This window comes from Arthrobacter glycogeni, from assembly GCF_054511155.1.
In genome coordinates this window covers 52,621-74,469 of sequence record NZ_JBTNDE010000014.1, presented here as the reverse complement: position 1 = coordinate 74,469, position 21,849 = coordinate 52,621, and the positions used below count along the sequence as shown (strand labels likewise).

Below are 21,849 nucleotides of genomic sequence, written 5' to 3'. Positions count from 1 at the left end.
CTAGCGTTGGGCGGCGCGGTAGGCCTCGACGATTTCGCTGTTGACCCGGCCACGGGCCGAGACGGTGTATCCGTTGGCTCGCGCCCATTCACGAACCTGTGCGGCCTCCTGGTTGCGGCCCGGTGTGGCTACGCGTGCTTTCACCTGGGCGCTCCGGCGCGCACCGGAAACGTAATTACTCATTACTGCCCGAAGTTCTTTGGCGTGATTCTTCGAAAGATCTATTTCGTACTGCACGCCGTCAAGACCAAAGCGTACAGTTTCATCAGCTTCGCCACCGTCGATGTCATCAATCAGGAGGATCTTTACTTTTTGTGCCACGGTCTGCTCCTGCGTTTTGTGGTGAATTACTATGTGTAGCCAATTATGGGCCAGTCACACACTAACCGTCAAAGCACAGTACAAAAAAGCCTATAGAAATTCTTCTCGAAATGTGTCGGGAACTACTTCACTTGGGCGCCGCGGGGCCCTCCTGGTCGGGCGCTGCAACGGGCTGTTCCTGCTGCGACTCGGCGATCCGTTCTTCAGCCTGGCTCATTGCCTCACGTTCAGTGCGGTCGGCGTTGAATATTGAACGCATCACAAAATAGAAGATCGCGCCGACTGCTAACGACGGCCCCAAAACTGCAACATACTCAAGCACGACTATCTCCAACTGGTTTGAGAATGGGAAAGAGGATGGTCTCCCTAATCCCTGTATTGGTGAACAGCATGACCAGCCGGTCAATGCCCAGACCAATGCCGCCCATCGGGGGTGCTCCGTACTCCAGCGCCTGCAGGAAGTCCTCGTCGAGCTGCATTGCCTCATCGTCACCTGCGGCCGCCCGCCTGGATTGATCGACGAGTCGCTGCCGCTGCACCACCGGGTCAATAAGTTCCGAGAAGGCGGTTCCCCGCTCCATCCCGCCGATGATCAGATCCCACGCTTCAATAAGGTGAGGATCTTCGCGGTGCGGCCGGGCGAGCGGCTGTGCAGACGGCGGGTAATCGTACACAAAGGTCGGCTGGATCAGGGTTGGCTCAACCAGCTCGCCGAACAGTTCCAGCACAAGCTTTTCGCTGCCCCATTCCGGGGCGATCTTTACCCCGTGCATTTTTGCGATATCCACCAGCTCATCCTGGGTGGTCTCGGGGGTTATCTGGCGCCCCACCATCTCGGAAAGACCCGGATACACACCGAGCCATCGCCATTCGCCATTCAGGTCAATGACGCCGGCCTCTGTTTCTATGCGCCGCGAACCGAGAAGGTCGGCACAATTGAGAATAATTTCCTTCATCCGCTCAGCCATTCCAAACTGGTCGGTGTACGCCTCGTAACACTCAAGCATGGTGAATTCCGGACTGTGGGTTGAGTCAACCCCTTCGTTGCGGAAAATCCGCCCGATCTCGTAGACACGATCTATTCCACCCACAACAGCGCGCTTCAGGTAAAGCTCAAGGGCGATTCGCAGGGTCATCTTCTGGTCGAAAGCATTCAGATGCGTTTCAAACGGTCGTGCAGCAGCGCCGCCGTGCACCAACTGAAGCATTGGCGTTTCCACCTCTACATACTCCAGCGAGTGAAGAGTTTCCCTGATAGACCGCACAATCGCTGCGCGCTTTCGCACCATGTCCCGCGCTTCTTCGCGCACCATTAGGTCGACATAGCGCTGCCTTACCCGAGTTTCCTCGCTTACCCCGGCATGCAGGGTGGGCAGCGGGCGCAGTGCCTTCGATGCCATCGCCCAACCGTCAGCCATGACGGATAGTTCTCCACGCCTGGAACTGACGACCTCGCCGTGCACCACTACATGGTCACCCAGGTCCACCAGAGCCTTCCAGTCCGCGAGGGACTGCTCGCCGATCTCGGAGAGGCTGAGCATGGCCTGCAGTCGCGCCCCGCCGCCTTCCTGGAGGGTAGCAAAACAGAGCTTCCCGGTGTTGCGGACAAACACCACACGACCCACCACTGAGACAATCTCGCCGGAGGTTTCGTCGGCTGCCAGGTGATCGAACTCTACCCGTAGCTTTGCCAGTGAGTGGGTACGCTCCGGCTTCACCGGGTACGCCTCGTCCCCCCGCCCGAGTAACCGCTCACGCTTCTCCATGCGGATGCGCATCTGCTCGGTGGTTTCGTCGTTACCCATGCCATCACTCGGGACGGTTTCTGTGGCGGTGTTGAAATTATCTTTGGTCACGATATACAAGGTTACCGGCTACGTTCCGCCGCCCACGTTTGGAGCGACGCGGTACTGGCTGACTCAGTACCCCAGGGGGGCATTGTCGATCAACCGGACTGACCCCACCTGCCCGGCGATGAGAGCCAATGCCTCACCGACGAAGGGGGTTTCCCGGCAGTTGACGGCCAGGGGTTCGAGGGTCGCCGCGTCTACCACCTCGAAGTAGTCGAGATCCACCAGAGGATGGCTAGTGACCAACGCCACCGCCGAGTCGAGGTCCAGTGGTTCGTGGCGTTGAGCTCTGGCTTCTAGGAGACGCAGCGCACGGGAGAGCACCAGCGCAGCGTCCTGTTGCGCCGCGGTGAGGAAACGGTTCCTGCTGGACAGAGCCAACCCGGCAGGGGTCCTGACCGTCGGAACCGCAACGATTTCAGCCGGAAAGTTGAGGTCTTTGACCATCCGGCGGATGAGGGCAAGTTGTTGGGCGTCCTTCTGACCGAAATAGCAGCGAAACCCGGCGTCAGCTGCAGGGGCTCCAACGTGCAACAGCTTGGCTACCACCGTGAGCATCCCGTTGAAATGCCCAGGCCGGGCGGCGCCCTCAAATTTGCTGCCGAGGGCGCCTGCATTCATGGTGATGAGCGGTGGGCCTTCCGGGTACATCTCGCTTTCCGAGGGGGCGAACACCAGGTCCGTCCCGCAGCCAGCCAGCAGGACAAGGTCCTGATCGAGCTGCCGGGGGTAGCGCGTAAGGTCGGTGGGTTCGCCGAACTGCAGCGGATTCACAAAGATCGAGACCACAACTACCTCATTGGCCTGTCGGGCTGCCCGCACCAAAGCCGTGTGACCCTCATGCAGGGCACCCATGGTGGGGACGAACCCGAGACTGGGGCGTTGACCATCACGGCCCGGTGCCGGGTGCCCGCCGAAGAGTTCGGCAGTGGCGGTCGCTAGGTCAGCAGCAGTCCTGACGACCCGAGGCGCGGCAGGATATCCGCTCATCAGGGACCCAGCTCATCGGAAGCCAGTGCCTGGGTGATCGCGCTGGCCTGCGCCTCGCTGAGAAGCCCCCGGTCCAAGGCCCGGTGGGCAGTGGCAATCGCCAGACCACGGTAGGCCGCGCGGATGTCCTCCGATGGCTGGGAGTTCAGCGCTTCGATGTGCGCCTCGACAGTTCCGGTATCTCCGCGGGCCACTGGACCGGTGAGCGCTCCCTCTCCGGCTGAGAGGGCATTTTCCAGGGATGCCCTCATCAATGGTCCAAGCATTCGGTGAGGTTCCTCAACGCCGATGTAGGTGAGCAATTGGGTCGACTGTGCGGTGATCGTGACCAAGTGATTCGAGGCGTGAGCGAGGGCAGCATGATAGAGGGGCCGGTGGACCTCATCAATCACCACAGGCTCGGCGCCCATCTCCACCACCAAAGCCTGCGCCACGGGCAGCACGGCGGAGGGAGCGGTAATGCCAAAGCTGCAGTCGGGCAGCCGGGCGAGGTCCAGGCTCATTCCGGTGAAGGTCATCGCTGGGTGCAACGCCAAGGGGATGGCGCCTATCCGGCGGACCGGTTCGAGCACAGAAATGCCGAACCGTCCGGAGGTGTGGGCGACGAGTTGCCCCGGCTGCCACGCCCCGAGGGCGGCAAGGCCTTCCACCAGTCCGGACAACGCGTCATCGGGAACGGCAATGAGCACCAGCTCCGATCGTTCGATGACGTCGCGGATCTCCAGCACTGGCACGCCCGGCAGTAACATTTCGGCACGTTCCAGGCTCGCCTCGGACACTGCCGACACCCCAACGACTGCGTGTTCGGCGGCGCGCAAGGCCGCACCCAGGACTGCCCCCACCTTGCCTGCACCGATAATTCCTACACCTAGCCGGCCCGGCCGCCTCGCCCCGCTAGCGTTGTTCATCTGCGTCCTTCGGGTCTTCGGTTGGCGGACCCTTACCGTTCGTTGGCGGACCCTGACCGTCATAGGAAGGCGGGGGCAGCATGGGAATCGCATCGGCCACCTCAGCCGGTCTCATCCATTGCTCCGGAAGGCTACGGCGGCGTGCCTCTGCTGCGCGGATCGACTGTTCGCGGAAGAGCCGCCAGGCGGTTTCCTCGTCGACACGCTGGATTCGTGGGCTAACCGGTCCCGGCGTGGTGTGCAGCACCAGATCGGCAACCCTGAACCGTCGATACACCGGTCCCTGCTGCAGGGCCAGGGACTGGGTACGCTCGTGCGGCACCACTGCGAGGGTCCGCCAGAAATAGCCCGACCGGATCAGCAGGGCAGTGCTGGTTACTGCAAAACCGTTGCGGCGCCATTCGAGCGGTCCGACCCAGCGTGCCCGCCGTGGGGTGGAAAGGAACCCCGCGCGGCTGTCCCTGCCCTCCATCCCGGCGTTGAACACCTCGAGGGGTTCCTCGGTGCCCGGATCGGGAAGCACCAGTGCGAGAACCTGCAGGACTTCCTGACGGGTTCCCACCGGGAGCAGGGTGGCCCTGGCCTGGGCATCCCCGGAAGCTGAAATACCGTAGCCGGCGACGTTTACACTCATCCGGTACCAGCCCTTCATCCGCCAAAGCGGAGACTGGCTGATCCCGACGGCCTGGATACGCCCCGGCGGGACGGTTTGGGTTCGGGTGTCGAGGAGGCCGTAGCGGATCCTGATGCCGTCGGGCGAGATTGCCGCCTGGAAATTGAACCCATTTTTGATGCTGTTCCAGTACCCACCCGCCACGGCAAGCCCTAGCGGGATGATGACGGCAAGGGGGGCGGCCGCGTCGAGGACAACCGCCAGGACCACTACAACTGCCACACCGAGGATCAGAAGGATAGTGGTTCCCGACAGCAACGCCGCCGCGATTACCCGCCCGGGCGTTAACGACAGCACCTCACGCTCTGGCGCCTCCTGGATATCCTCGGGGTGGTCCGGGTCGATGCTCACGCCCGCCGCGCGGGCCAGGATCGTTGCCCTTAGACGCTGCGCGTCGCTGAGTTTGAGGAAAGCGAGTTTGACCGCTGACTCGCCGGCGTCGGCTACTTCGAATTTCAGTTCAGCCAGCCCGAAGACGCGGGCGAGGAAGGGCTGCACCACATCGATAGCCTGAACCCGGTCCAGCCGTGCCTGCCGGTTCTGGCGAAAAAGCACCCCCGAGTTGACCCTCACATGCTGCTCGGTCACCTGGTAGCGGGTGAAGTACCAGGACAGCAGGAAACCGGCTGCAACGAGCACAATAATCCCGCCAATGATGGCGATGGTCCAGGGCAACCGTGATCCGCCGTCGGCAAAGCTTGGCAGGCCGTCGCCGCTGAGCACGTCCTGGAACAGGTCCTGGCCGGCGAAGAAGGCGATGGCAACCAACGCAATCCAACCCCGCACCAGCGGGGAGATGACGTGAACGCGGCTCCACTGGTCGTCGGAGGTTGCCAGCAGCGACGCGTCGGGCGCGATGGGGTTCTCCGGCGGCGTCTGGTCCCGGGTTGTCACAGTCCGGCCAGCTTCGCCTCACCGCGGGCGGACAGTTGCTCGCGCAGGCGCGCGCCCTCGTCGGCTGGCAGGCCCGGTATGGAGGCATTGGTGCCCGGTGACGCTGTGTGCATTTTCAGGGTGCACAGTCCGAAGGCCCGTTCAATCGGCCCGACAGCGACGTCGACGTATTGCATTCTCCCGTAGGGCACCACCATGGTGCGCTGGTAGAAGACGCCGCTACGAATCAGGAGGTCCTCATTCCGTTCCGCGTAGCCGATCGCCCTGACCTGGCGGGGAAGAAGGATTCCCCGCCAGAGGGACAGGATCAGGGCAGCAATTGGCAGCGCCCAGGCAATCCACAGTGGTGGGAAGCCCCACCAAATGTCGGTCAGGACGAGGATGAGGGGGATGCTGAAGATCGCGAGGTTGATGATCGTCCCCACGGCCCAGCCGAGCAGGCGCACGGTCAGGTACTTCGGCGACACCCGAGTCCATTCGACGCCGTCCGGATCGATAGGTTCCTTACGCATACTCCCCCTCGTCATGGCGGCTACTGTTCTTGTCGGCACCGTCATCAGGCGGCAACCGACAGAATCCCTGCACCATTATCCCCACGACGATCATCACCATGCCGCTGGTAATCAGGACAAGGGTTCCCCAGACCGATCCGGTCACGCCGCGCACGGCGACGAGGGAAAGTTGATCCATCAGAATCCCTAGATGCCACCCCGCGTTCAGCGCCCCCGCGTAAGCGGTCGCCTGGGCCAACACCACGGTGCGGGCAGCGAGGATGGCGTTCAGCGCCCGGTCGCGTCGGCCGTTCCGCCAGCGCAGCACCCTCAGCCCGAATACCAGGGTGATGACCAGGATGGCAGCCACGGTCAGCAGCGAACTCAGCGGCAGGGTTGGAACGGGGAACCCGTTCCTGCTCGCCCACCAGTTCACCAGCCAGCCACCGATCCCCGCTATTACCCCGAGAGCTGCCAGCCAGCTGAACTTCAGGGAACCCACTGTGTGTCGGCCCCCTCATAGGGTCGGATTCCGGCGAGGTCGGTAGTTTCGCCGACCAGTTCCGTCACCAGCCGTCCGCCGAGGCGCGCCGTGGAATCCATCCACGCCCACGGTTGCAGGACGAAGGCCCGCTCGGTTGCCCTGGGGTGCGGGACGGTGAGCCGCTCGTCGTCGGAGGAGTAGTCGCCGAAGGTGATGATGTCGACGTCGAGGGTCCGCGGTCCCCACCGGACTCCCCTGATGCGTTGGTGCTTGATTTCGACCGCCTGGCAGTGGGCCAGGAACGCGTGGGGGTCGAGGTCGGTTTCGACTTCGATCACCATATTCAGGTAGTCCGGCTGATCCGCCGGACCGCCAACCGGGCGCGACCTGACCACTGGGGAGACTTCTCTCAAGCGCACCAGGGAGCTGTCCACCAGATCGGCGACGGCGAGGGAGAGAGTGCCGTGACTGTCGCCGAGGTTGCTTCCCAGGGCCAGCACCGAGCGCACCCGCCCGGTCACGGCGTTTCCTCGCCGATCCGGGCCCTGAGGATGGATACTGCAACGTCACCGAACGGCACCGGGATTGGCGCCTGGGGTTTGTGGACAGTTATCTGGACCGCCGCCACGGGGAAGGATGCGAGCAGTCGGGCAGCGATCCGCTCGGCGAGGGCCTCGATCAGGTTGAGTGGATCGCCGGTCACTACGTCGACAACCTGTTCGGCCACGTCACCGTAGTGAGCGGTTGTGGTCAGATCGTCGGTTGCCCCAGCAGAGTGAAGGTCGAGGTGGAGGACGACGTCGACGACGAAGGGCTGGCCGTCGCGGCGTTCGGAGTCGAATACCCCGTGGAACCCGAGAGCTGTGATGCCGGTGATTGTGATGGTGTCCTGCTGGAGGAGTGTCATGGCGGGACCTAGTCGGTCCACGCGGCTGAAACCTTGACGGCGTCCAGGTTGGGGCCGACGTCGTGCACGCGCACACACCAGGCACCCGCGGCGGCGGCGAGCGCCGAAATGGCGACTGTCGCCGAGTCCCGTTCCTGCGGGGCGGCTGCCTTGCCGGCTGAGGTGAGGAGCGTGCCGAGGAACCGTTTGCGTGACGCGCCGATCAGGACCCGGTGCCCGAGCATGGTGAACCGGTTGATGGCACCCAGGATCATCCAGTTGTGGGCTTCGTCTTTGGCGAATCCGATGCCGGGATCGAGGATGATCTGGCTGGGATCAACACCCGCTGCAACGAAGGCATCCCGAATGTGGATCATCTCAGCGATGACCTCATCGACCACTTCCCCGTACTGGGCGAGGGAACCCATAGTCGCTGCGGTGCCGCGGCGGTGCAGGAGGATATAGGGCACGTTCCGCTCGGCAATCAGGGCGGGCATCGCGGGGTCGTAGGCGAGTCCCGAAACGTCGTTGACCAGGGCGGCGCCGGCGTCGAGCGCTTGTGCTGCGGTCGACGCGTGCATGGTGTCCACGCTGACCAAGGCTCCCGCCTTCACCAGGGCCGCCACCACGGGCAGGATCCGCTGTTGTTCCTCGTCGGGACTGGTCAGATCCGCGTTGGGGCGGGTCGATTCCCCTCCCACGTCGATGATGTCAGCGCCGGCGTAGTGCATCCTGAGGCCTTCGGCGATTGCCTCATCGGCGCTGGCGAAACGCCCGCCGTCGCTGAACGAATCCGGGGTGACGTTGAGGACCCCCATCACGAGTGAGCGGTTGGTGGGCAGGTCGGCGAGGGTCTTCGCCTTCCTGGCGACCCTTAGGACCGGAAGTGGTGAGGTGGCCGGCCCGGTTCCCGGCGCCGCAGCGAGTGAATCCATCGGTCTGTGATGTCCTATCTTCCAAGTATCAGGCTCATGGCTTCGGCCCGGGTAGCGGGGTCCCGCACCTGGCCGCGTACAGCCGATGTAACAGTCTTGGCGCCGGGTTTGCGCACCCCGCGCATTGACATGCACATATGTTCACATTCGATAACCACAATGGCACCCTTCGGCTGAAGATGCGTCATGAGCGCTTCAACAATTTGGGTGGTGAGCCGCTCCTGGACCTGGGGGCGCCGGGCAAAGACCTCCACCAGGCGGGCCAGTTTGCTCAGCCCGGTCACCCGCCCCTCCGCTGACGGAATGTACCCGATGTGGGCAGACCCGTGGAAGGGCACGAGATGGTGCTCACAGGTGGAGTAGAACGGGATGTCCTTGACCAGGACTAATTCCTCGTGGTCGATCTCGAAGGTGGTGGAAAGGATTTCCGCCGGGTCCTGGTGAAGCCCGGCGAAAAACTCGGCATAAGCCTTCGCCACCCGTTTCGGTGTCTCAACCAGTCCATCGCGATCAGGATCCTCCCCGATCGCGGCGAGGATCTCCCTTACCGCCCGTTGGATCCTGGGCTGGTCCACAGGTGAACCTGCTGCCTCGAGGGCCGCTGAGAACACCTCATCATCGAAATCGGTCACTGGAGCAATCCTACGCGGTGCCTGCGGCCCGGCCGTTTAGGGCTGGGCCCCTCCGGCGCCGCCCTTGCCGACGGATCCGTTCCCTGACTCCGCTGCGGGCAGTTCGGTGCCGTGCACATCAAAATCTCCCATGAGGTGCGCGTCGGCGATCTGGTCCTGTGGCGCGACGGTCTCGGGTGCGGGTTCGCCAGCCTCGTTGGCTTCAGCGCGCTCCTTCTTGGAGGTGACCGGTGGCAGGGCGTGAACCGGGCGGGAATCCTTGGACAGCCACACGTCGCGTAAATCGCGTTTGCGGATCTCGGTGAAGACCTCGGCGATCTCCGCCTGGTTCAGGGTTTCCCGTTCCAGCAACTCCAACGCAACCCGGTCAAGAACGTCACGATTCTCGGTCAGAATCTCGTAGGCCTCGTCGTGCGCGTTGTCGATCAGCCGACGGATTTCCTCATCCACGATGTACGCAATGTGGTCTGAATAATTCCGTTCGTGGCCCATGTCCCTGCCCAGGAAAGGCTCCCCGCCACCCTGGCCCAGCTTGACCGAACCGATTCGTTCGCTCATGCCGTACTGGGTGACCATCTTGCGGGCGGTGGCGGTCGCCTTCTCAATGTCGTTTGACGCACCGGTCGACGGATCGTGGAACACGATCTCCTCGGCGACCCTCCCGCCCATGGCGTACGCCAACTGGTCCAGCAGTTCGTTGCGGCTAATAGAGTACTTGTCGTCGCTGGGAAGCACCATCGTGTAGCCCAGCGCTCGGCCACGCGGAAGGATAGTGACTTTGGTGACCGGGTCGGTGTTGCGCAGCGCCGCCGCGACGAGTGCGTGCCCACCCTCGTGGTAGGCGGTGATCTTGCGTTCACGTTCCTTCATCACCCGGCTGCGTTTCTGCGGCCCGGCGATGACGCGGTCGATTGACTCGTCGAGGGCACGATCGTCAATCAGTTGGGCGTTTGACCGCGCCGTCAGCAGCGCCGCCTCGTTAAGCACGTTCGCAAGATCCGCGCCGGTAAATCCAGGGGTCTTCTTGGCTACCGAGCGCAGGTCCACATCCGGTGCCATGGGCTTGCCCTGTGAGTGAACCGTAAGAATGTGTTCGCGGCCCAGCATATCCGGCGCTTCAACGCCGATCTGCCGGTCGAACCGTCCTGGCCGCAGCAGAGCGGGGTCGAGGACGTCGGGCCGGTTGGTGGCGGCGATGAGGATCACGTTGGAGGTGGCGTCAAAACCATCCATCTCGACCAAAAGCTGATTCAGTGTCTGCTCCCGCTCGTCGTTGCCACCGCCGATGCCGGCCCCACGGTGGCGTCCGACGGCGTCAATCTCGTCGACGAAGATGATTGCCGGGGCGTTCGCTTTGGCCTGTTCGAACAGGTCCCGCACACGGGACGCGCCGACGCCGACGAACATTTCAACGAAGTCGGATCCAGAGATCGAGTAGAACGGCACGCCAGCTTCTCCTGCCACGGCCCGGGCCAGGAGGGTCTTGCCGGTGCCCGGCGGGCCGTACAGCAGCACGCCCTTGGGAATCTTGGCGCCGAGGGCCTGGAACTTTGCTGGTTCCTGAAGAAACTCCTTGATTTCGTGGAGCTCTTCGACGGCCTCGTCGGCACCCGCCACATCGTTGAACGTGACCTGGGGCATGTCCTTGGTGACGAGTTTCGCCTTGGACTTCCCGAATTGCATCACCTTCGACCCGCCGCCCTGCATCCGGGAAAGCAGGAACCAGAAAATGGCGCCGATGATCAAGAGTGGCAGGAGTAGGCCCAGCAGGCTGGTGAACCAGTTGCTTTCAGCGGGCTGGTCGGTGAACCCTTCGACGTCGGAGGCGTTGATCGCTGCCACCACATCGTCGGCACGGGCGGTGCTGAAGAAGAACTGGACACTGCGGCCCAGGTCCTCATAGTCCTCGCGCAGGGTCAGGTCAACGCGCTGGTCGCCGTCGTAAATCTTCGCCTGCTCCACCTGATTGTCATTCAGGAGGTCCAGGCCCACGTTGGTGTCCACCCGTGAGCTATTGGTGCTGAACAGGTTGGGCAGGATGATCAGCAGCGCCACGACGGCGAGCACAATCCAGAAGATGGGCCCCTTGAAAAGGTTCTTAAATTTCATTCGTCTCAGGGTTTCGAGACCCTGTCCCTCCTGCTTAACGAGTCAGATACCGCTGACGTCACGCGGCGGGCGCGCAAGGAAAGCTGTACAAGCTTTACACCGTCTGCACACAACCACGCACCAAATCACCCATAAGTTCCCTATGGGCGGACAGACTTCGCCCGGGTCCGGCGTCCCGGGGCTGGTTGGGGCTACTCGTAGACGTGCGGGGCGAGTGTGCCGATGAAGTCGAGGTTGCGGTACTTTTCGGCGAAGTCCAGGCCATATCCGACGACGAATTCGTTGGGGATGTTGTAGCCGACGTACTTCACGTCGATACTGACCTTCGCGGCTTCGGGCTTCCGCAGTAGGGTGCAGATTTCCACGGAGGCCGGTCCGCGGGACTGCAGGTTGGACTTCAGCCAGGAGAGTGTCAGGCCGGAATCGATGATGTCCTCAACGATGAGCACATGCTTGCCCATCAGATCGGTTTCGAGGTCCTTGAGGATGCGGACGACGCCCGAGGACTGGGTGCCGGAGCCATAGGAAGACACAGCCATCCAGTCCATCGTGACGTGGGAGTGCAGTGCGCGCGCCAGGTCCGCCATGACCATTACCGCGCCCTTCAGGACACCGACAATCAGAAGGTCCCGGCCTGCGTAGTCGGCGTCGATCTGAGCCGCCAACTCAGCGACGCGCTGCTGGATTTCCTCTTTCGTGTAGAGGACATGCTTGAGGTCGTCCTGGACGTCCTGTGAATCCACCAGTTACTCCTGAAGGTTTGGATGATGGGGCTGCACCGACGGCTTAGGGAAGCGCACGGTTGTTTCTAAAGACAAGACTGCCATAGCTTGGGTCCCCTTGGGGAACGGCCTTCCCTCGCACCTGACGGTGCACGCTCACGCCCCCGCCGAGCTGCACCGGCCCGGCCGAGCCCCGCCGGTCGAGCAGCGTCTCCGCCGCACGGATCCGCTCGAAACTTGGCTGCTCTCCGCCGAGCCGGACGGCGGCGAGCGCAAGGACCCGTTGCCGCAAAGATGGCGGCAGGGACCGGAGCGCGTCCTCCAGGAGCAGGATGTCGGTTCCGTCGAAAACGTGCAGCTGGTCGTAGGTTTCGAGGCTGAGTCGGTCAAGATAGTCGGCGTCCTGCGCCAGAATCCGGGAGCTGCGGTACAGCGCCCGCGCGACTCCGGGGCCCAACTGTTCCTCCAGGTAAGGCAAGACCTGAGCCCTGACCCTGGACCTGGCGAAGCTGGGATCGGAGTTGGTTGGGTCGTACCACGGTGCGAGTCCTTCAAACCGGCAGATCTCAACCGTCTCGTCCCGTCGCAGCCCCAGGAAGGGCCGTAGATAGAGCCCCCGCTGCGCCGGCATACCGGCGAGGGACCGGGTGCCGGAGCCCCGGGCAAGTCCCAGCAACACCTGCTCCGCCTGATCATCAAGCGTATGGCCGAGCAGCACTGCCGACGCACCGGACTCGGCAGCCGCAGCGTCCAGCGCCTTGAAGCGCGCGCTCCGTGCCGCCGCCTCCGGCCCCATCCCCCGGTGGTCAACTGTGACTGTGCGCACGCCGACCGGGTCCAGACCCATGGCCGTCAGGGTCAGCGCCGCCTGTGCCGCGATCGCTGCACTGCCGGGCTGGAGTCCATGGTCCACCACTACTGCGCCAACCCGATACTCCCCGGAGCGGCTGGAGTGGGCGGCGACTGATGCCAAAGCCAGGGAATCGGGCCCACCGCTGCAGGCCACCAGGAGGAGCGACCCTGCCGGGGTTCCGCTTATCTCAAGGGCATGTCGGAGCAGATTGCGCGCGTTGGCAACCACCGGGCTGAGCCGGGGGCGCCTAACCACCGCTAAGCAGTCCCATCCGGGTGATCCACTTGTCCGGGGCGTGGATCTCCTCTTCGGTGGGGAGGTGTTCGGCGCTGATCCAGACGCTGTTGAACCCTTCCATGCCCACCCGGTCCACGACCCTCCGGACAAACCGCGCCCCGTCGCTGTATTGTCGCATTTTCGCGTCCAGCCCCAGCACGCGGCGCAGGAATTTCTCCACCGGACCGTGAGACTTTCCTCTGGCATTGAACCGGCGGCGGATGGTTTTGACGCTGGGGACGATAGTTGAATCGACGGCGTCCATCACCACGTTTGCGTGTCCCTCGAGCAGACTCATGACGGCGGTGAGATGGGACATCCGTGCCTTGTCCTGCGGGTCCTGCAGGAGGGAAAGTATCCCGTTGTCGCTGCCCCGGTGCTGGCTGTCGGCACCACCCTGGTCCGCATCGGATGGCTGCGCCCGACTGGTGATGCCCTTCGCGGCTTTAGCGAGCCGCTCGGAGAGGCCGTCTGCCTTACCGAGCAGACCCTCCGTGAGTTCGGAGATGTGCGCCAACAGGTGGTCCTTCAGCCAGGGCGCCGCAGCGAATTGCACCCGGTGGGTCTGCTCATGCAGGCACACCCACAGCCTGAAGTCGGCGGGCTCCACGTTCAGTTCACGCTCGACCGCCAGAATGTTGGGGGCAACCAGCATCAGCCGTCCGTTGGTGCCGTTCCTTGCGGGGCCAAAGGGATCGTACTGCCCGAGCACTTTAGACGAGAGGAAGGCCAGAATGGCTCCGAACTGGGCACCGGTGAGAGTTCCGCCGAGGGCAGCGCTGGCGGTGCTGAGTTCGTCTTTCCTGGCACGCGACAGGTGCTCCAGCGCCGGCGCCATCAGCGCCTGGAAACTCTGGGTGTTGGCTTTGGCCCACGATGCCCTGTCAACGATGAGCACGTCAGAGTCCCGCAGATCTTTCGCTGCGTCGAGCCCGGTGATCTGATGGACATACCCGATCGAAGCCTCGGCCGCCGCCCGCAGGTCGGCGACTGCTGTAGCGATTTCGTTCGCACTCGTCTGGGGGCCGGCGGGGGTGAGCTTCGCGGCGCTGGACGCCGCGAGGTCCCAGTTAATAAGTTGTGCTGGTGCTTTGGGTCGGACGGTGGACGAAGGGTTGCTCTCCATGAGGTCCATTCGATCACATTAGCCTGAGAGGAAGGGGGCTATCTGCAGCCGCAGCCGGCCAGGGTGGCGGCGGCTCGGTCGATCGCCGTCCGCGCAGCGAAGGTATTTCCATCCAGCCCGCCGGCGATCAAGGAGAAAACCAGCAGCCGTCCATCCGCCGTCACCACGTACCCGCTGAGCGCCGTCACCGCGTTTAGGGTTCCCGTTTTCGCTCTGACCAGGCCGGCACCGTCGGCCGCTGGCCCTTGCGGTTGGTACCTGTCCTGCAGAGTGCCCGATAGTCCGCCGATCGGCAGCCCATTGAGGACGGAGGCCAGCCCGCGCTCCTCTGAGACGATCAACGCGCGCACCACGGCAGCGAGTTGGGCCGGGGACACCTCGTTGCGTGGGGACAGCCCGGCCGCGTCGCTGACCACCAACCCTTCCGTGGCTACGCCCAACTGACTAATAACGCTCACGACGGTTTCCGTGGCGCCGCCGAAGGAGGCTGGCTGGCCGCCCGCCCGCGCTGCCAGCCGGGCCAGCACTTCGGCGAGGTAGTTGTCGCTCGTCAGCAGCATGTGGTCCACCTGTTCGGCGACCGTTGCCGACCCAACAGCGGCCAGCCGAACACCGTCGTCGGGGGCCTGCGTCCGGGTGACCCCAGCTGTCACCTCAATACCGAGTTCGCTGCCGACAACCGCGAACGCGTCGCTGAAGACTGTTGCGGCGGCAAGGGCAGCATCGGGTGACCGCGGCCCCTGGGTGGCACCCTCGTCCACCCAGGACGAGTTGATGGCCAGCGGATAGATGGGGGCGATCTCGCCGGCAGCCACGTCACCCGGCAACCAGCCGGCGTTGAGGGTGGGGCCGACGAACAAGGTGTCATCCAGCAGGATGGTGAACGGGGCATCGGCCGGGTCAACAGCAGCGAGGGTTTCCTCGGCGAGGGTCTGCAGGCCAGCCCGTCCGCGGACCGCATCAGGATCGGATCTCCCTGCAGACAACAGCACGTCCCCGCCCGCCACCAGCACCAAATCGCCTGCCCGCTCCCCAGCGACAACTGCTGTTTCAAGCCGACGGTCCGGGGCGATTTTACCTATTACCGCAGCAGCAGTAAGCAGTTTCTGGTTGGATGCCGGCAATTGGGGCGTGCCCGAGCCCCTGTCGAAGAGGACACCGCCGGTCTCGGCGTCCATCACCATCCCGGAGAACCCACCCGGTCCGTCCAGTGCGAGTTCTGCGTCAAGGGCGGCCGTCAGGATGTCGGGGTTCGGCTCTGGAGCCGCCGGATCCAGAGCCGTCACGTGGGCGGGGGGCGTGAGGGTCAACGGCGGTAGCTGCCGTGCGTCGGTGGTGGGTTCAGGCGTCGGCTCCGGCTCCTCAGAGGCCCGAACCACCGATGGCACAGCCGCAAAACCCAGGGGAACGGCGAGGACAGCAAAAACCGCAACCAGCAGGGCTGCAGTGACCACCCGTATGCTGCGGAGCAAATAAATCCCCCTCGGTTATCAGTCGAACTGGTTCAAACCCACGGGATGCGTCCCAAACCTATATGTTTAAGACTAGACCGACGTGGCAGCCCCTGCGGCATACCGCCGCGCGCTGACCACAGGATTCCACAGGAGAGTGCCATGAACCTCGACGTCACCATCGAGATCCCCAAAGGATCACGCGTCAAGTACGAAATCGACCACGAAACGCACCGGCTGCGCCTTGACCGTGTCCTTTTCACCTCGATGCAGTACCCCACCCACTACGGTTACTTTGAGAACACCCTCGGCGAGGACGGCGATCCGCTGGACGCGATGGTGATGCTCCAGGATTTTGACCTGATTCCCGGCGTACTGGTGGAGTCCCGTCCCATCGGCGTGTTCAACATGACCGACGACGGCGGCGGCGACGCGAAGGTCTTGTGCGTTCCGACCGACCCCCGCTTCAACCACATCAAGGACCTATCGGATGTGTCGCCGTTCCTGCTGGACGAGATCAAGCACTTCTTTGAGCGCTACAAGGACCTTGAGCCCGGCAAGTGGGTTGAGGCCGCAGACTGGGCCGACCGCGCTGCGGCCGAAGCCGAAGTCGAGGCCTCGCTGAAGCGTTTTCAGGAGCTCGGCGAGCAGCGGGAAAAAGATGAGCCGCAGGGGCGGGACGTCGACGCCGATGTCCCGAACGCCGCAGCCATCCCACAGGGTCGCTAGTCTCCACACCGAAAATCAACGGTTATCGGTTGATTAGAGCGTTGTGGGGCATGATTTCAGGCATACTGAAGCCATGCTCTACGTCCTAACGATCAACCAGCGTGACTCCCGCGAGGTGGGAGACCTGGTCAGCGATCTGCTGCGTGGGCTACGTCACGTCGACGCTGTGGTGCCGTTCCAGCGGTCCACCGGGGACGAACTGCAGGGGGTTGTTGACAGCGCCTCGATTGCCGTCGATGTCGCCCTGACCGCCCTCCGGCACCGGCGCTGGCATGTCGGAATCGGTGTTGGCGGAGTCAACGCACCGATCCCCGGGAATATCCTCGAGGCCGAGGGATATGGGCTGGTCTACGCGCGCCGCGCCGTCACCCGGGCACAGAAAACCGGCGAACGTATTCCCCTCGCCGTGGAGGGCCCGGATTCCGTGGTGGCGGGCGAGGCCGAGGCGGTTCTGCGCCTGCTCGGTCAGATTGTCTTCACCCGGACAGAGGCCGAATGGAATGTTCTTGACCTGCTGACCCCCGGCGCCAGGGGACAGCAGCGGCTGATTTCCGCTGAACTGGGGATTACTACCCAGGCTGTCAGTAAGGCAGTGGTCAGGTCGCACTGGATTGAGGAATGGGCCACCCGGCCCGCGGCTGCGAGGCTCCTCGACCTCGCCGCCGGACCCGTGGCCCTGCCGCCGTCGTCCGTACCCTATGAGCCGGGCTCCTAGACGAGGGTGCGGAGGACCTTGGCGGCGCCGTCGTCGTACACGCTGGCGGTCACCTCGGTTGCTGCTGCCAGCACCTCAGCCGGCGACTGGCCCATCGCGACGCCGCGGGCAGCCCACGTCAGCATCTCAATGTCGTTTCGCCCGTCGCCCATAGCGACGGTCTGCGACGGGTCAATGTCCAGGCGACGGCGCAGCAGTTCAAGGGCACTCGCCTTAGTGACACCGGCCGCCGCAATGTCCAGCCACGCCGTCCACCCCACCGAATAGGTGACACCGTGAAGGCCGATTGCCTCGACTGCCTCTCCGAACTGCTCGGCAGTGCTGTCGGTACTGAACACCACGACCCGGACCGCCGCGGCGTCGAGCATCTCATCGAAATCCACGGTGCGGGTCTTCGCCCCGAAGCTCGCGTCCTGGAACGGTTCAGTGGCGAGAAAGTTTCCCTCGTCGTCTTCGAGGGCGTATTTGGCGGTCGGCAGGCGTTCCCGCAGCGCAACGAGAGCCGGCCGGGGATCAAAAGTGACCCGGTCAATAATCTCAAAACCCTGCGCCAGGGTGGGATCGACGCGGAGGGTCACCCCGCCGTTGGAGCACACACTGTAGCCGTGCGTGAGCCCGATGTGTTCAATGATGGGCAGCGCGGCACCCAGTGAGCGGCCCGTAGCGATGATGACCTCGTGCCCGGCGTCGACGACGGCCCGGGCGGCATCCCGGACCTCGTCGGTCATCTTTCCGTCATGATCGACCAGCGTGCCGTCGACGTCGAGGGCGATGAGCTTACGGTGGGGCCGCTGGTCCTCGGTGCCGGCAGTAGTAAATTCTTTCACTACCCCAGTGAACCAGATTCGCCGAGCGGCGGGGTAGGGAGCGTCAGGAGGCGCCGAGTACCGGCAGCACGTCGAGCCCGCCCAGGTACGGCCTAAGCGCCCGCGGTACGGTCACCGAACCGTCGGCATTCTGGTGGTGCTCAAGGATCGCGACAATCCAGCGGGTGGTTGCCAGCGTCCCGTTGAGTGTTGCAACCGCGCGGGTTCCCTTCTGACCTTCCGGCTGCCGCTCACGAATGTTCAGACGGCGGGCCTGGAAGGTGGTGCAGTTGGAGGTCGAGGTCAGCTCCCGGTACGCCTCCTGGGTGGGAACCCACGCCTCGCAGTCAAACTTGCGGGCGGCTGACATGCCCAGGTCCCCCGCGGCAGTATCGATCACCCGGTAGGGCAGCTCCACTTTGGCGAGCATCTCCTCTTCCCACGCCAGCATTCTGGCGTGCTCGGCGTAGGACTCCGCTTCGGTGGTGTAGGCGAACATTTCTACCTTATTGAACTGGTGCACCCTGATGATTCCGCGGGTGTCCTTGCCATGGGAGCCAGCTTCACGGCGGTAGCAGGAGGACCAGCCGGCGTACCGGACGGGCCCGGCTGACAGGTCGAGGATCTCGTCGGAGTGATAGCCGGCCATGGCCACCTCCGAGGTGCCCACCAGGTACAGGTCATCTTCGGCAAGCCGGTAAATTTCGGCGTCATGAGCCACATCGAACCCGGTGCCCTGCATGATTTCCGGGCGGACCAGGGTGGGGGTGATCATCGGGGTGAACCCGGCCTGAACCGCCTGGTCCATGGCCATGTTCAAGAGCGCAAGCTCCAGGCGCGCCCCGACGCCCTTGAGGAAGTAGAAGCGTGAGCCCGAGACCTTCGCCCCGCGTTCCATGTCGATGGCGCCGATGAGCTCACCGATTTCCAGGTGGTCCCGGGGTGCAAAGCCTTCGCCGCTGAAGTCCCGTGGGATGCCGACCGTTTTGACGACCTCGAAGTCGTCCTCGCCGCCGGCTGGCACGCCCTCCTGGATGGCGTTGGGGAGGCTGCGAAGGAGTGCGTCCTGCGCCTGTCGGGCGGCCTCGGCGTCGGCTGCCGCGGCTTTCACCGAGGCGGCAAGTTCCTTGACCTCCGCGAGCAGTGCCTGCTTCTCCTGGCCCTTGGCCTGGGCGACGCGCTTGCCGAAGGCGTTCTGGTCTGCCCTCAAGGATTCGGCGCTGGTGACCACCTCCCGGCGGCGGGAGTCAGCCGAGATAATCGCATCGATCAGGTCGACATCAGCACGGCGGGCGCGCTGTGATGTGCGGAATTTCTCAGGATTGTCGCGGAGCTCGTTAACATCGATCACGAGCCAACACTATCAATGGCACGGCGCGATGATGCCCCGACCTCTCCACGGGGCGATAGCCTGAGGGGCATCATGCAACTTCGCCTGATCTTCCTGATTGCCTTGGCCCTGGTCGCGGCCGGTTCCGTTGCGAGCTGGCGAGGAGTCCGCCGGCTACATTTCCGCAAACCCCCCGCACCCGACGCGGCACCTCCCCTTCCGGCACCAACTGACCGGCAGCGGGTGGCCCTGGTCGTGCACCCGGGGAAGCCCCATGCTGGATTCGCCCGGGACCTGGTTGAACTGGCCTGCGTGGAGGCTGGCTGGGACCCGCCGCTGGTCTTCGAGACCAGCGTCTCCGACCCGGGCTTTGGTCAGGCCAGCCAGGCCCTCCGGGAAGGGTCCGACGTCGTCATCGCTGCCGGTGGGGACGGGACGGTGCGTGCCGTGGCCCGGGCTATGGCGCACCAGAGCGCCGTGCTGGGCCTCATTCCGTTGGGGACGGGAAACCTGCTGGCACGGAATCTTGGCGTTCCGGTGTCGGATCTGGCAACGAGTGTGCGCCACGCGCTTCATGGCGGTGGGCGCCGGATCGATATGGGACGCGTCAAGCTGCTCGACGACCGGACTGGTTCAGGCACCGAGCACGTTTTCCTGGTGATGGGCGGAGTTGGCCTGGACGCCGTCGTGGTAGCGGCGACGCGGGACGTCCTGAAAGAGAGGTTGGGGTGGCTGGCCTATAGCGAAGCCGGCTTCCGCAGCCTGCCGGGCAAGCGGCAGCGAATGGGAATCAGCCTCGATGGTCAGCCGTCGCAGGTCAGGACCGTCCACAGCGTCCTGTTCGCCAACTGCGGGCGCCTTCCCGGCGGGATCGAGCTGATCCCCGATTCGACGCTCGATGATGGCTACCTGGATGTGGTGGTGATGAGCCCGCGGAGTATCCTCGGCTGGATCTGGATGGGTGCCAAAATTGTCCTCCGGCCGCGGAGCGTTATCCCGGTCATCAACTACTATCAGGCACGGAGCGTCACAGTGACGGTGTCTGAACCTACACAGACCCAGCTCGACGGCGACCTCTCGGGCGTTGTCACGTCAGTCACCGTTAGCATCGATCCGGGTGCGCTGATCGTCAGGTCCCTCCCGGCACCCGCTTCGCAGCGCACCCGACCAGTGGTGCGAAGGACGCGCGGCTAGCGGGAACCACCTTCTGTGTCGGCATCCGTGTACCCACCCTGTGGGCCGGTGCCATCAGATGGGTCTTCCTCGACGTCGGTGTACTCGCCCTCGTTCTCGGGGTTCTGCTCGCCGGTGAATCCGCCGTCGGTGGCGCTCTTCTTCTGCGCACCGGTGTATCCGCCGCCGGGGACGGGCTCGAGGTTCTCGGTGTCCGAATCAGGAAATTCGCCCTTCGCCTGACTGTTGATGAGCTGCTGCTCCTCCGAGAACCGCAGGTCGTTGGCCTGGTCTCCGGCGTCTCCGCGGTAGTTCTCGTCGGAGGTGGCTCCGCCGCCTTCGTTCGAGGTGCTGTCTCGTCCTTCGTTAGCCTGCTCGCTCATGGTGCGCCTTTCGTTGAACGTGTGCGCCTACGCTGGCGCCTTGAGTGAAGCCTACTGAGGAAAAGGTTCCGGTGGGAAGGATCTTCACGCTTTAAGCAGCCCGCGAACAGCTTTCTCGGAGGCTGAATAGCTGGCGATCTCAATGACTTCGCCGACCATAAACCGGTCGACCAGTCGTGGGTCCACGTACGAGCGCTTCGCTACGGCCGGGGTGTTCCCGAGTCGCTCGGCGACCGCGCGCATGGTTGCCGCGACAGCTTTCTGGCGGGCGGTGCGGCTGGTGGCCAGCAGGTCACTGCGTGCGAGGTCCATGGCCGCGACGACCGTCGCCTGCCAGGTGCGGAAGTCTTTTGCGGTGAAGCCCTCCCCAGTGACTTGGCGGAGGAATTCGTTCAGTTGCGATGCGTCAACGCGGTGCCATTCGCCGTCGGCGGTCCGGTAGGCGAGCGCCGTGTCGGCCGGTTCGCGCCTAAGCATGGGCCGCATCGCCGCCGAAAGGTCAGCGTCCTCAACGGTTGACTGCCACTGTTGGCCACTCTTCCCGGGGAACTCAAAGGTGATCACCGACCCTTTGATACTGACGTGCTCGACCTGGAGGGTGGTGACCCCAAAGGATCCGTTGGCTTCGGCGTACTGTTCGGAACCGATTCTCAGCGACCCCGAATCGACAATCCGCAGCGCAGCGGCGAACGCGCGCTCCCGGGGGATGCCCTCGCTGCGTAGATGGGAGGTGATGACTCGCCGGGCTGCAGGCAGCTTTTCCCCGAATTCCAGGGCGCGGTCGAACTTCTCGCGGTCCTTCTTCTGGCGCCACGCCGTGTGATAGACGTACTGGCGCCGCCCCGCTGCGTCGGTGCCGAGCGCCTGGATGTGGCCGTTGGGATACGGGGCAATCCAGACGTCCTGCCAGGCCTGCGGGATCGCCAGCTCCTTGATCCGCCGCAGCTCGATGGCATCGCGAAGCGGTGTTCCGTCGGGTGTCCGGTAGCCAAAGCCCTTTCCGTGCCGGCGACGGGTGATGCCCGGCTTTTCACAGTTGCTGCGCCGAAGTCGGGGCATGGGTGCCACCTTTCAGGATTGAGAAGATCAGCCTACTGCGTAGCTGCCGATCC

At 64.0% G+C, this 21,849-nt stretch carries 23 protein-coding genes and 1 pseudogene; 3 read left to right on the top strand and 21 right to left on the bottom strand.

The features are described from left to right. From ACX80O_RS11110 to dacB, 17 genes are all read right to left on the bottom strand, one after another. Nucleotides 1-321, bottom strand: coding sequence for a histone-like nucleoid-structuring protein Lsr2 (locus ACX80O_RS11110; protein ID WP_459306090.1), 321 nt, complete (start codon nucleotides 319-321; stop codon nucleotides 1-3). A 127-nt stretch (nucleotides 322-448) separates the two neighbouring features. Further along, a complete protein-coding gene (locus ACX80O_RS11105) occupies nucleotides 449-643 on the bottom strand; it encodes a hypothetical protein (protein ID WP_459306091.1) in 195 nt (64 codons plus the stop codon). Next, nucleotides 636-2,126 (bottom strand): lysine--tRNA ligase, encoded by a 1,491-nt coding sequence (gene lysS / locus ACX80O_RS11100; RefSeq protein WP_459333506.1) that lies wholly within the window; start codon nucleotides 2,124-2,126, stop codon nucleotides 636-638. The genes ACX80O_RS11105 and lysS overlap by 8 nt, the downstream gene beginning before the upstream one ends. Nucleotides 2,127-2,240: 114 nt before the next feature. Then, the gene (gene panC, locus ACX80O_RS11095) at nucleotides 2,241-3,161 is read right to left on the bottom strand and encodes a pantoate--beta-alanine ligase (protein WP_459333480.1); all 921 of its coding nucleotides are present in this window, start codon (nucleotides 3,159-3,161) and stop codon (nucleotides 2,241-2,243) included. Then, nucleotides 3,161-4,069, bottom strand: coding sequence for a Rossmann-like and DUF2520 domain-containing protein (locus ACX80O_RS11090; protein ID WP_459333479.1), 909 nt, complete (start codon nucleotides 4,067-4,069; stop codon nucleotides 3,161-3,163). Before ACX80O_RS11090 ends, panC begins: the two co-directional genes overlap by 1 nt. Next, entirely contained in the window at nucleotides 4,056-5,636 is a 1,581-nt protein-coding gene (locus ACX80O_RS11085; RefSeq protein WP_459333478.1) for a PH domain-containing protein, read from the bottom strand. The genes ACX80O_RS11090 and ACX80O_RS11085 overlap by 14 nt, the downstream gene beginning before the upstream one ends. Continuing rightward, complete coding sequence (locus tag ACX80O_RS11080; RefSeq protein WP_459333477.1) at nucleotides 5,633-6,148, bottom strand: PH domain-containing protein; 516 nt, start codon at nucleotides 6,146-6,148, stop codon at nucleotides 5,633-5,635. The genes ACX80O_RS11085 and ACX80O_RS11080 overlap by 4 nt, the downstream gene beginning before the upstream one ends. Then, complete coding sequence (locus ACX80O_RS11075; protein WP_459306099.1) at nucleotides 6,141-6,629, bottom strand: DUF3180 domain-containing protein; 489 nt, start codon at nucleotides 6,627-6,629, stop codon at nucleotides 6,141-6,143. The genes ACX80O_RS11080 and ACX80O_RS11075 overlap by 8 nt, the downstream gene beginning before the upstream one ends. Continuing rightward, complete coding sequence (folK, locus tag ACX80O_RS11070) at nucleotides 6,617-7,132, bottom strand: 2-amino-4-hydroxy-6-hydroxymethyldihydropteridine diphosphokinase (protein WP_459306101.1); 516 nt, start codon at nucleotides 7,130-7,132, stop codon at nucleotides 6,617-6,619. The genes ACX80O_RS11075 and folK overlap by 13 nt, the downstream gene beginning before the upstream one ends. Further along, nucleotides 7,129-7,518, bottom strand: a complete 390-nt coding sequence (gene folB / locus ACX80O_RS11065) for a dihydroneopterin aldolase (protein ID WP_459306103.1) — start codon at nucleotides 7,516-7,518, stop codon at nucleotides 7,129-7,131. The genes folK and folB overlap by 4 nt, the downstream gene beginning before the upstream one ends. Nucleotides 7,519-7,526: 8 nt before the next feature. Beyond that, entirely contained in the window at nucleotides 7,527-8,432 is a 906-nt protein-coding gene (gene folP, locus ACX80O_RS11060; protein WP_459306105.1) for a dihydropteroate synthase, read from the bottom strand. 14 nt (nucleotides 8,433-8,446) lie between these two features. Beyond that, nucleotides 8,447-9,064, bottom strand: coding sequence for a GTP cyclohydrolase I FolE (gene folE / locus ACX80O_RS11055; protein WP_459333476.1), 618 nt, complete (start codon nucleotides 9,062-9,064; stop codon nucleotides 8,447-8,449). 36 nt (nucleotides 9,065-9,100) lie between these two features. Beyond that, nucleotides 9,101-11,173 (bottom strand): ATP-dependent zinc metalloprotease FtsH, encoded by a 2,073-nt coding sequence (gene ftsH / locus ACX80O_RS11050; protein WP_459306108.1) that lies wholly within the window; start codon nucleotides 11,171-11,173, stop codon nucleotides 9,101-9,103. Nucleotides 11,174-11,364: 191 nt separating this feature from the next. Then, nucleotides 11,365-11,916, bottom strand: a complete 552-nt coding sequence (gene hpt / locus ACX80O_RS11045; protein ID WP_196839557.1) for a hypoxanthine phosphoribosyltransferase — start codon at nucleotides 11,914-11,916, stop codon at nucleotides 11,365-11,367. 43 nt (nucleotides 11,917-11,959) lie between these two features. Continuing rightward, nucleotides 11,960-13,003 carry a tRNA lysidine(34) synthetase TilS gene (tilS, locus tag ACX80O_RS11040; protein ID WP_459306110.1) on the bottom strand — a complete coding sequence of 348 codons (1,044 nt, stop codon included), beginning with the start codon at nucleotides 13,001-13,003 and terminating at the stop codon, nucleotides 11,960-11,962. Further along, nucleotides 12,996-14,150 carry an Rv3626c family coenzyme F420 biosynthesis-associated protein gene (locus ACX80O_RS11035; RefSeq protein WP_525929885.1) on the bottom strand — a complete coding sequence of 385 codons (1,155 nt, stop codon included), beginning with the start codon at nucleotides 14,148-14,150 and terminating at the stop codon, nucleotides 12,996-12,998. The genes tilS and ACX80O_RS11035 overlap by 8 nt, the downstream gene beginning before the upstream one ends. A gap of 38 nt (nucleotides 14,151-14,188) precedes the next feature. Beyond that, nucleotides 14,189-15,622: a D-alanyl-D-alanine carboxypeptidase/D-alanyl-D-alanine endopeptidase gene (gene dacB, locus ACX80O_RS11030; RefSeq protein WP_459333474.1), complete on the bottom strand. Its 1,434-nt coding sequence runs from the start codon at nucleotides 15,620-15,622 to the stop codon at nucleotides 14,189-14,191. A 141-nt stretch (nucleotides 15,623-15,763) separates the two neighbouring features. Here dacB and ACX80O_RS11025 point away from each other — a divergent pair. Beyond that, nucleotides 15,764-16,234, top strand: a pseudogene (locus ACX80O_RS11025) (inorganic diphosphatase); the annotation flags it as partial. Nucleotides 16,235-16,403: 169 nt separating this feature from the next. Further along, complete coding sequence (locus tag ACX80O_RS11020; RefSeq protein ID WP_459306115.1) at nucleotides 16,404-17,045, top strand: hypothetical protein; 642 nt, start codon at nucleotides 16,404-16,406, stop codon at nucleotides 17,043-17,045. Here ACX80O_RS11020 and ACX80O_RS11015 read toward each other — a convergent pair. Both ACX80O_RS11015 and serS read right to left on the bottom strand, forming a co-directional pair. Beyond that, on the bottom strand, nucleotides 17,042-17,872 hold the full coding sequence (locus ACX80O_RS11015) for an HAD family hydrolase (RefSeq protein ID WP_459306116.1): 831 nt from the start codon (nucleotides 17,870-17,872) through the stop codon (nucleotides 17,042-17,044). The two genes, ACX80O_RS11020 and ACX80O_RS11015, sit on opposite strands and share 4 nt — an antisense overlap. A 43-nt stretch (nucleotides 17,873-17,915) precedes the next feature. Next, nucleotides 17,916-19,202 (bottom strand): serine--tRNA ligase, encoded by a 1,287-nt coding sequence (gene serS, locus ACX80O_RS11010; RefSeq protein ID WP_459333473.1) that lies wholly within the window; start codon nucleotides 19,200-19,202, stop codon nucleotides 17,916-17,918. 72 nt (nucleotides 19,203-19,274) lie between these two features. Here serS and ACX80O_RS11005 point away from each other — a divergent pair, with 72 nt between their 5' ends. Then, nucleotides 19,275-20,375 carry a diacylglycerol/lipid kinase family protein gene (locus ACX80O_RS11005; RefSeq protein WP_459333472.1) on the top strand — a complete coding sequence of 367 codons (1,101 nt, stop codon included), beginning with the start codon at nucleotides 19,275-19,277 and terminating at the stop codon, nucleotides 20,373-20,375. Here ACX80O_RS11005 and ACX80O_RS11000 read toward each other — a convergent pair. Together ACX80O_RS11000 and ACX80O_RS10995 are read right to left on the bottom strand one after the other, a co-directional pair. Continuing rightward, nucleotides 20,372-20,737, bottom strand: a complete 366-nt coding sequence (locus ACX80O_RS11000) for a hypothetical protein (protein WP_459306119.1) — start codon at nucleotides 20,735-20,737, stop codon at nucleotides 20,372-20,374. The two genes, ACX80O_RS11005 and ACX80O_RS11000, sit on opposite strands and share 4 nt — an antisense overlap. A gap of 84 nt (nucleotides 20,738-20,821) precedes the next feature. Further along, a complete protein-coding gene (locus ACX80O_RS10995) occupies nucleotides 20,822-21,796 on the bottom strand; it encodes a DNA topoisomerase IB (RefSeq protein WP_459333471.1) in 975 nt (324 codons plus the stop codon). Nucleotides 21,797-21,849 lie beyond the last annotated feature (53 nt).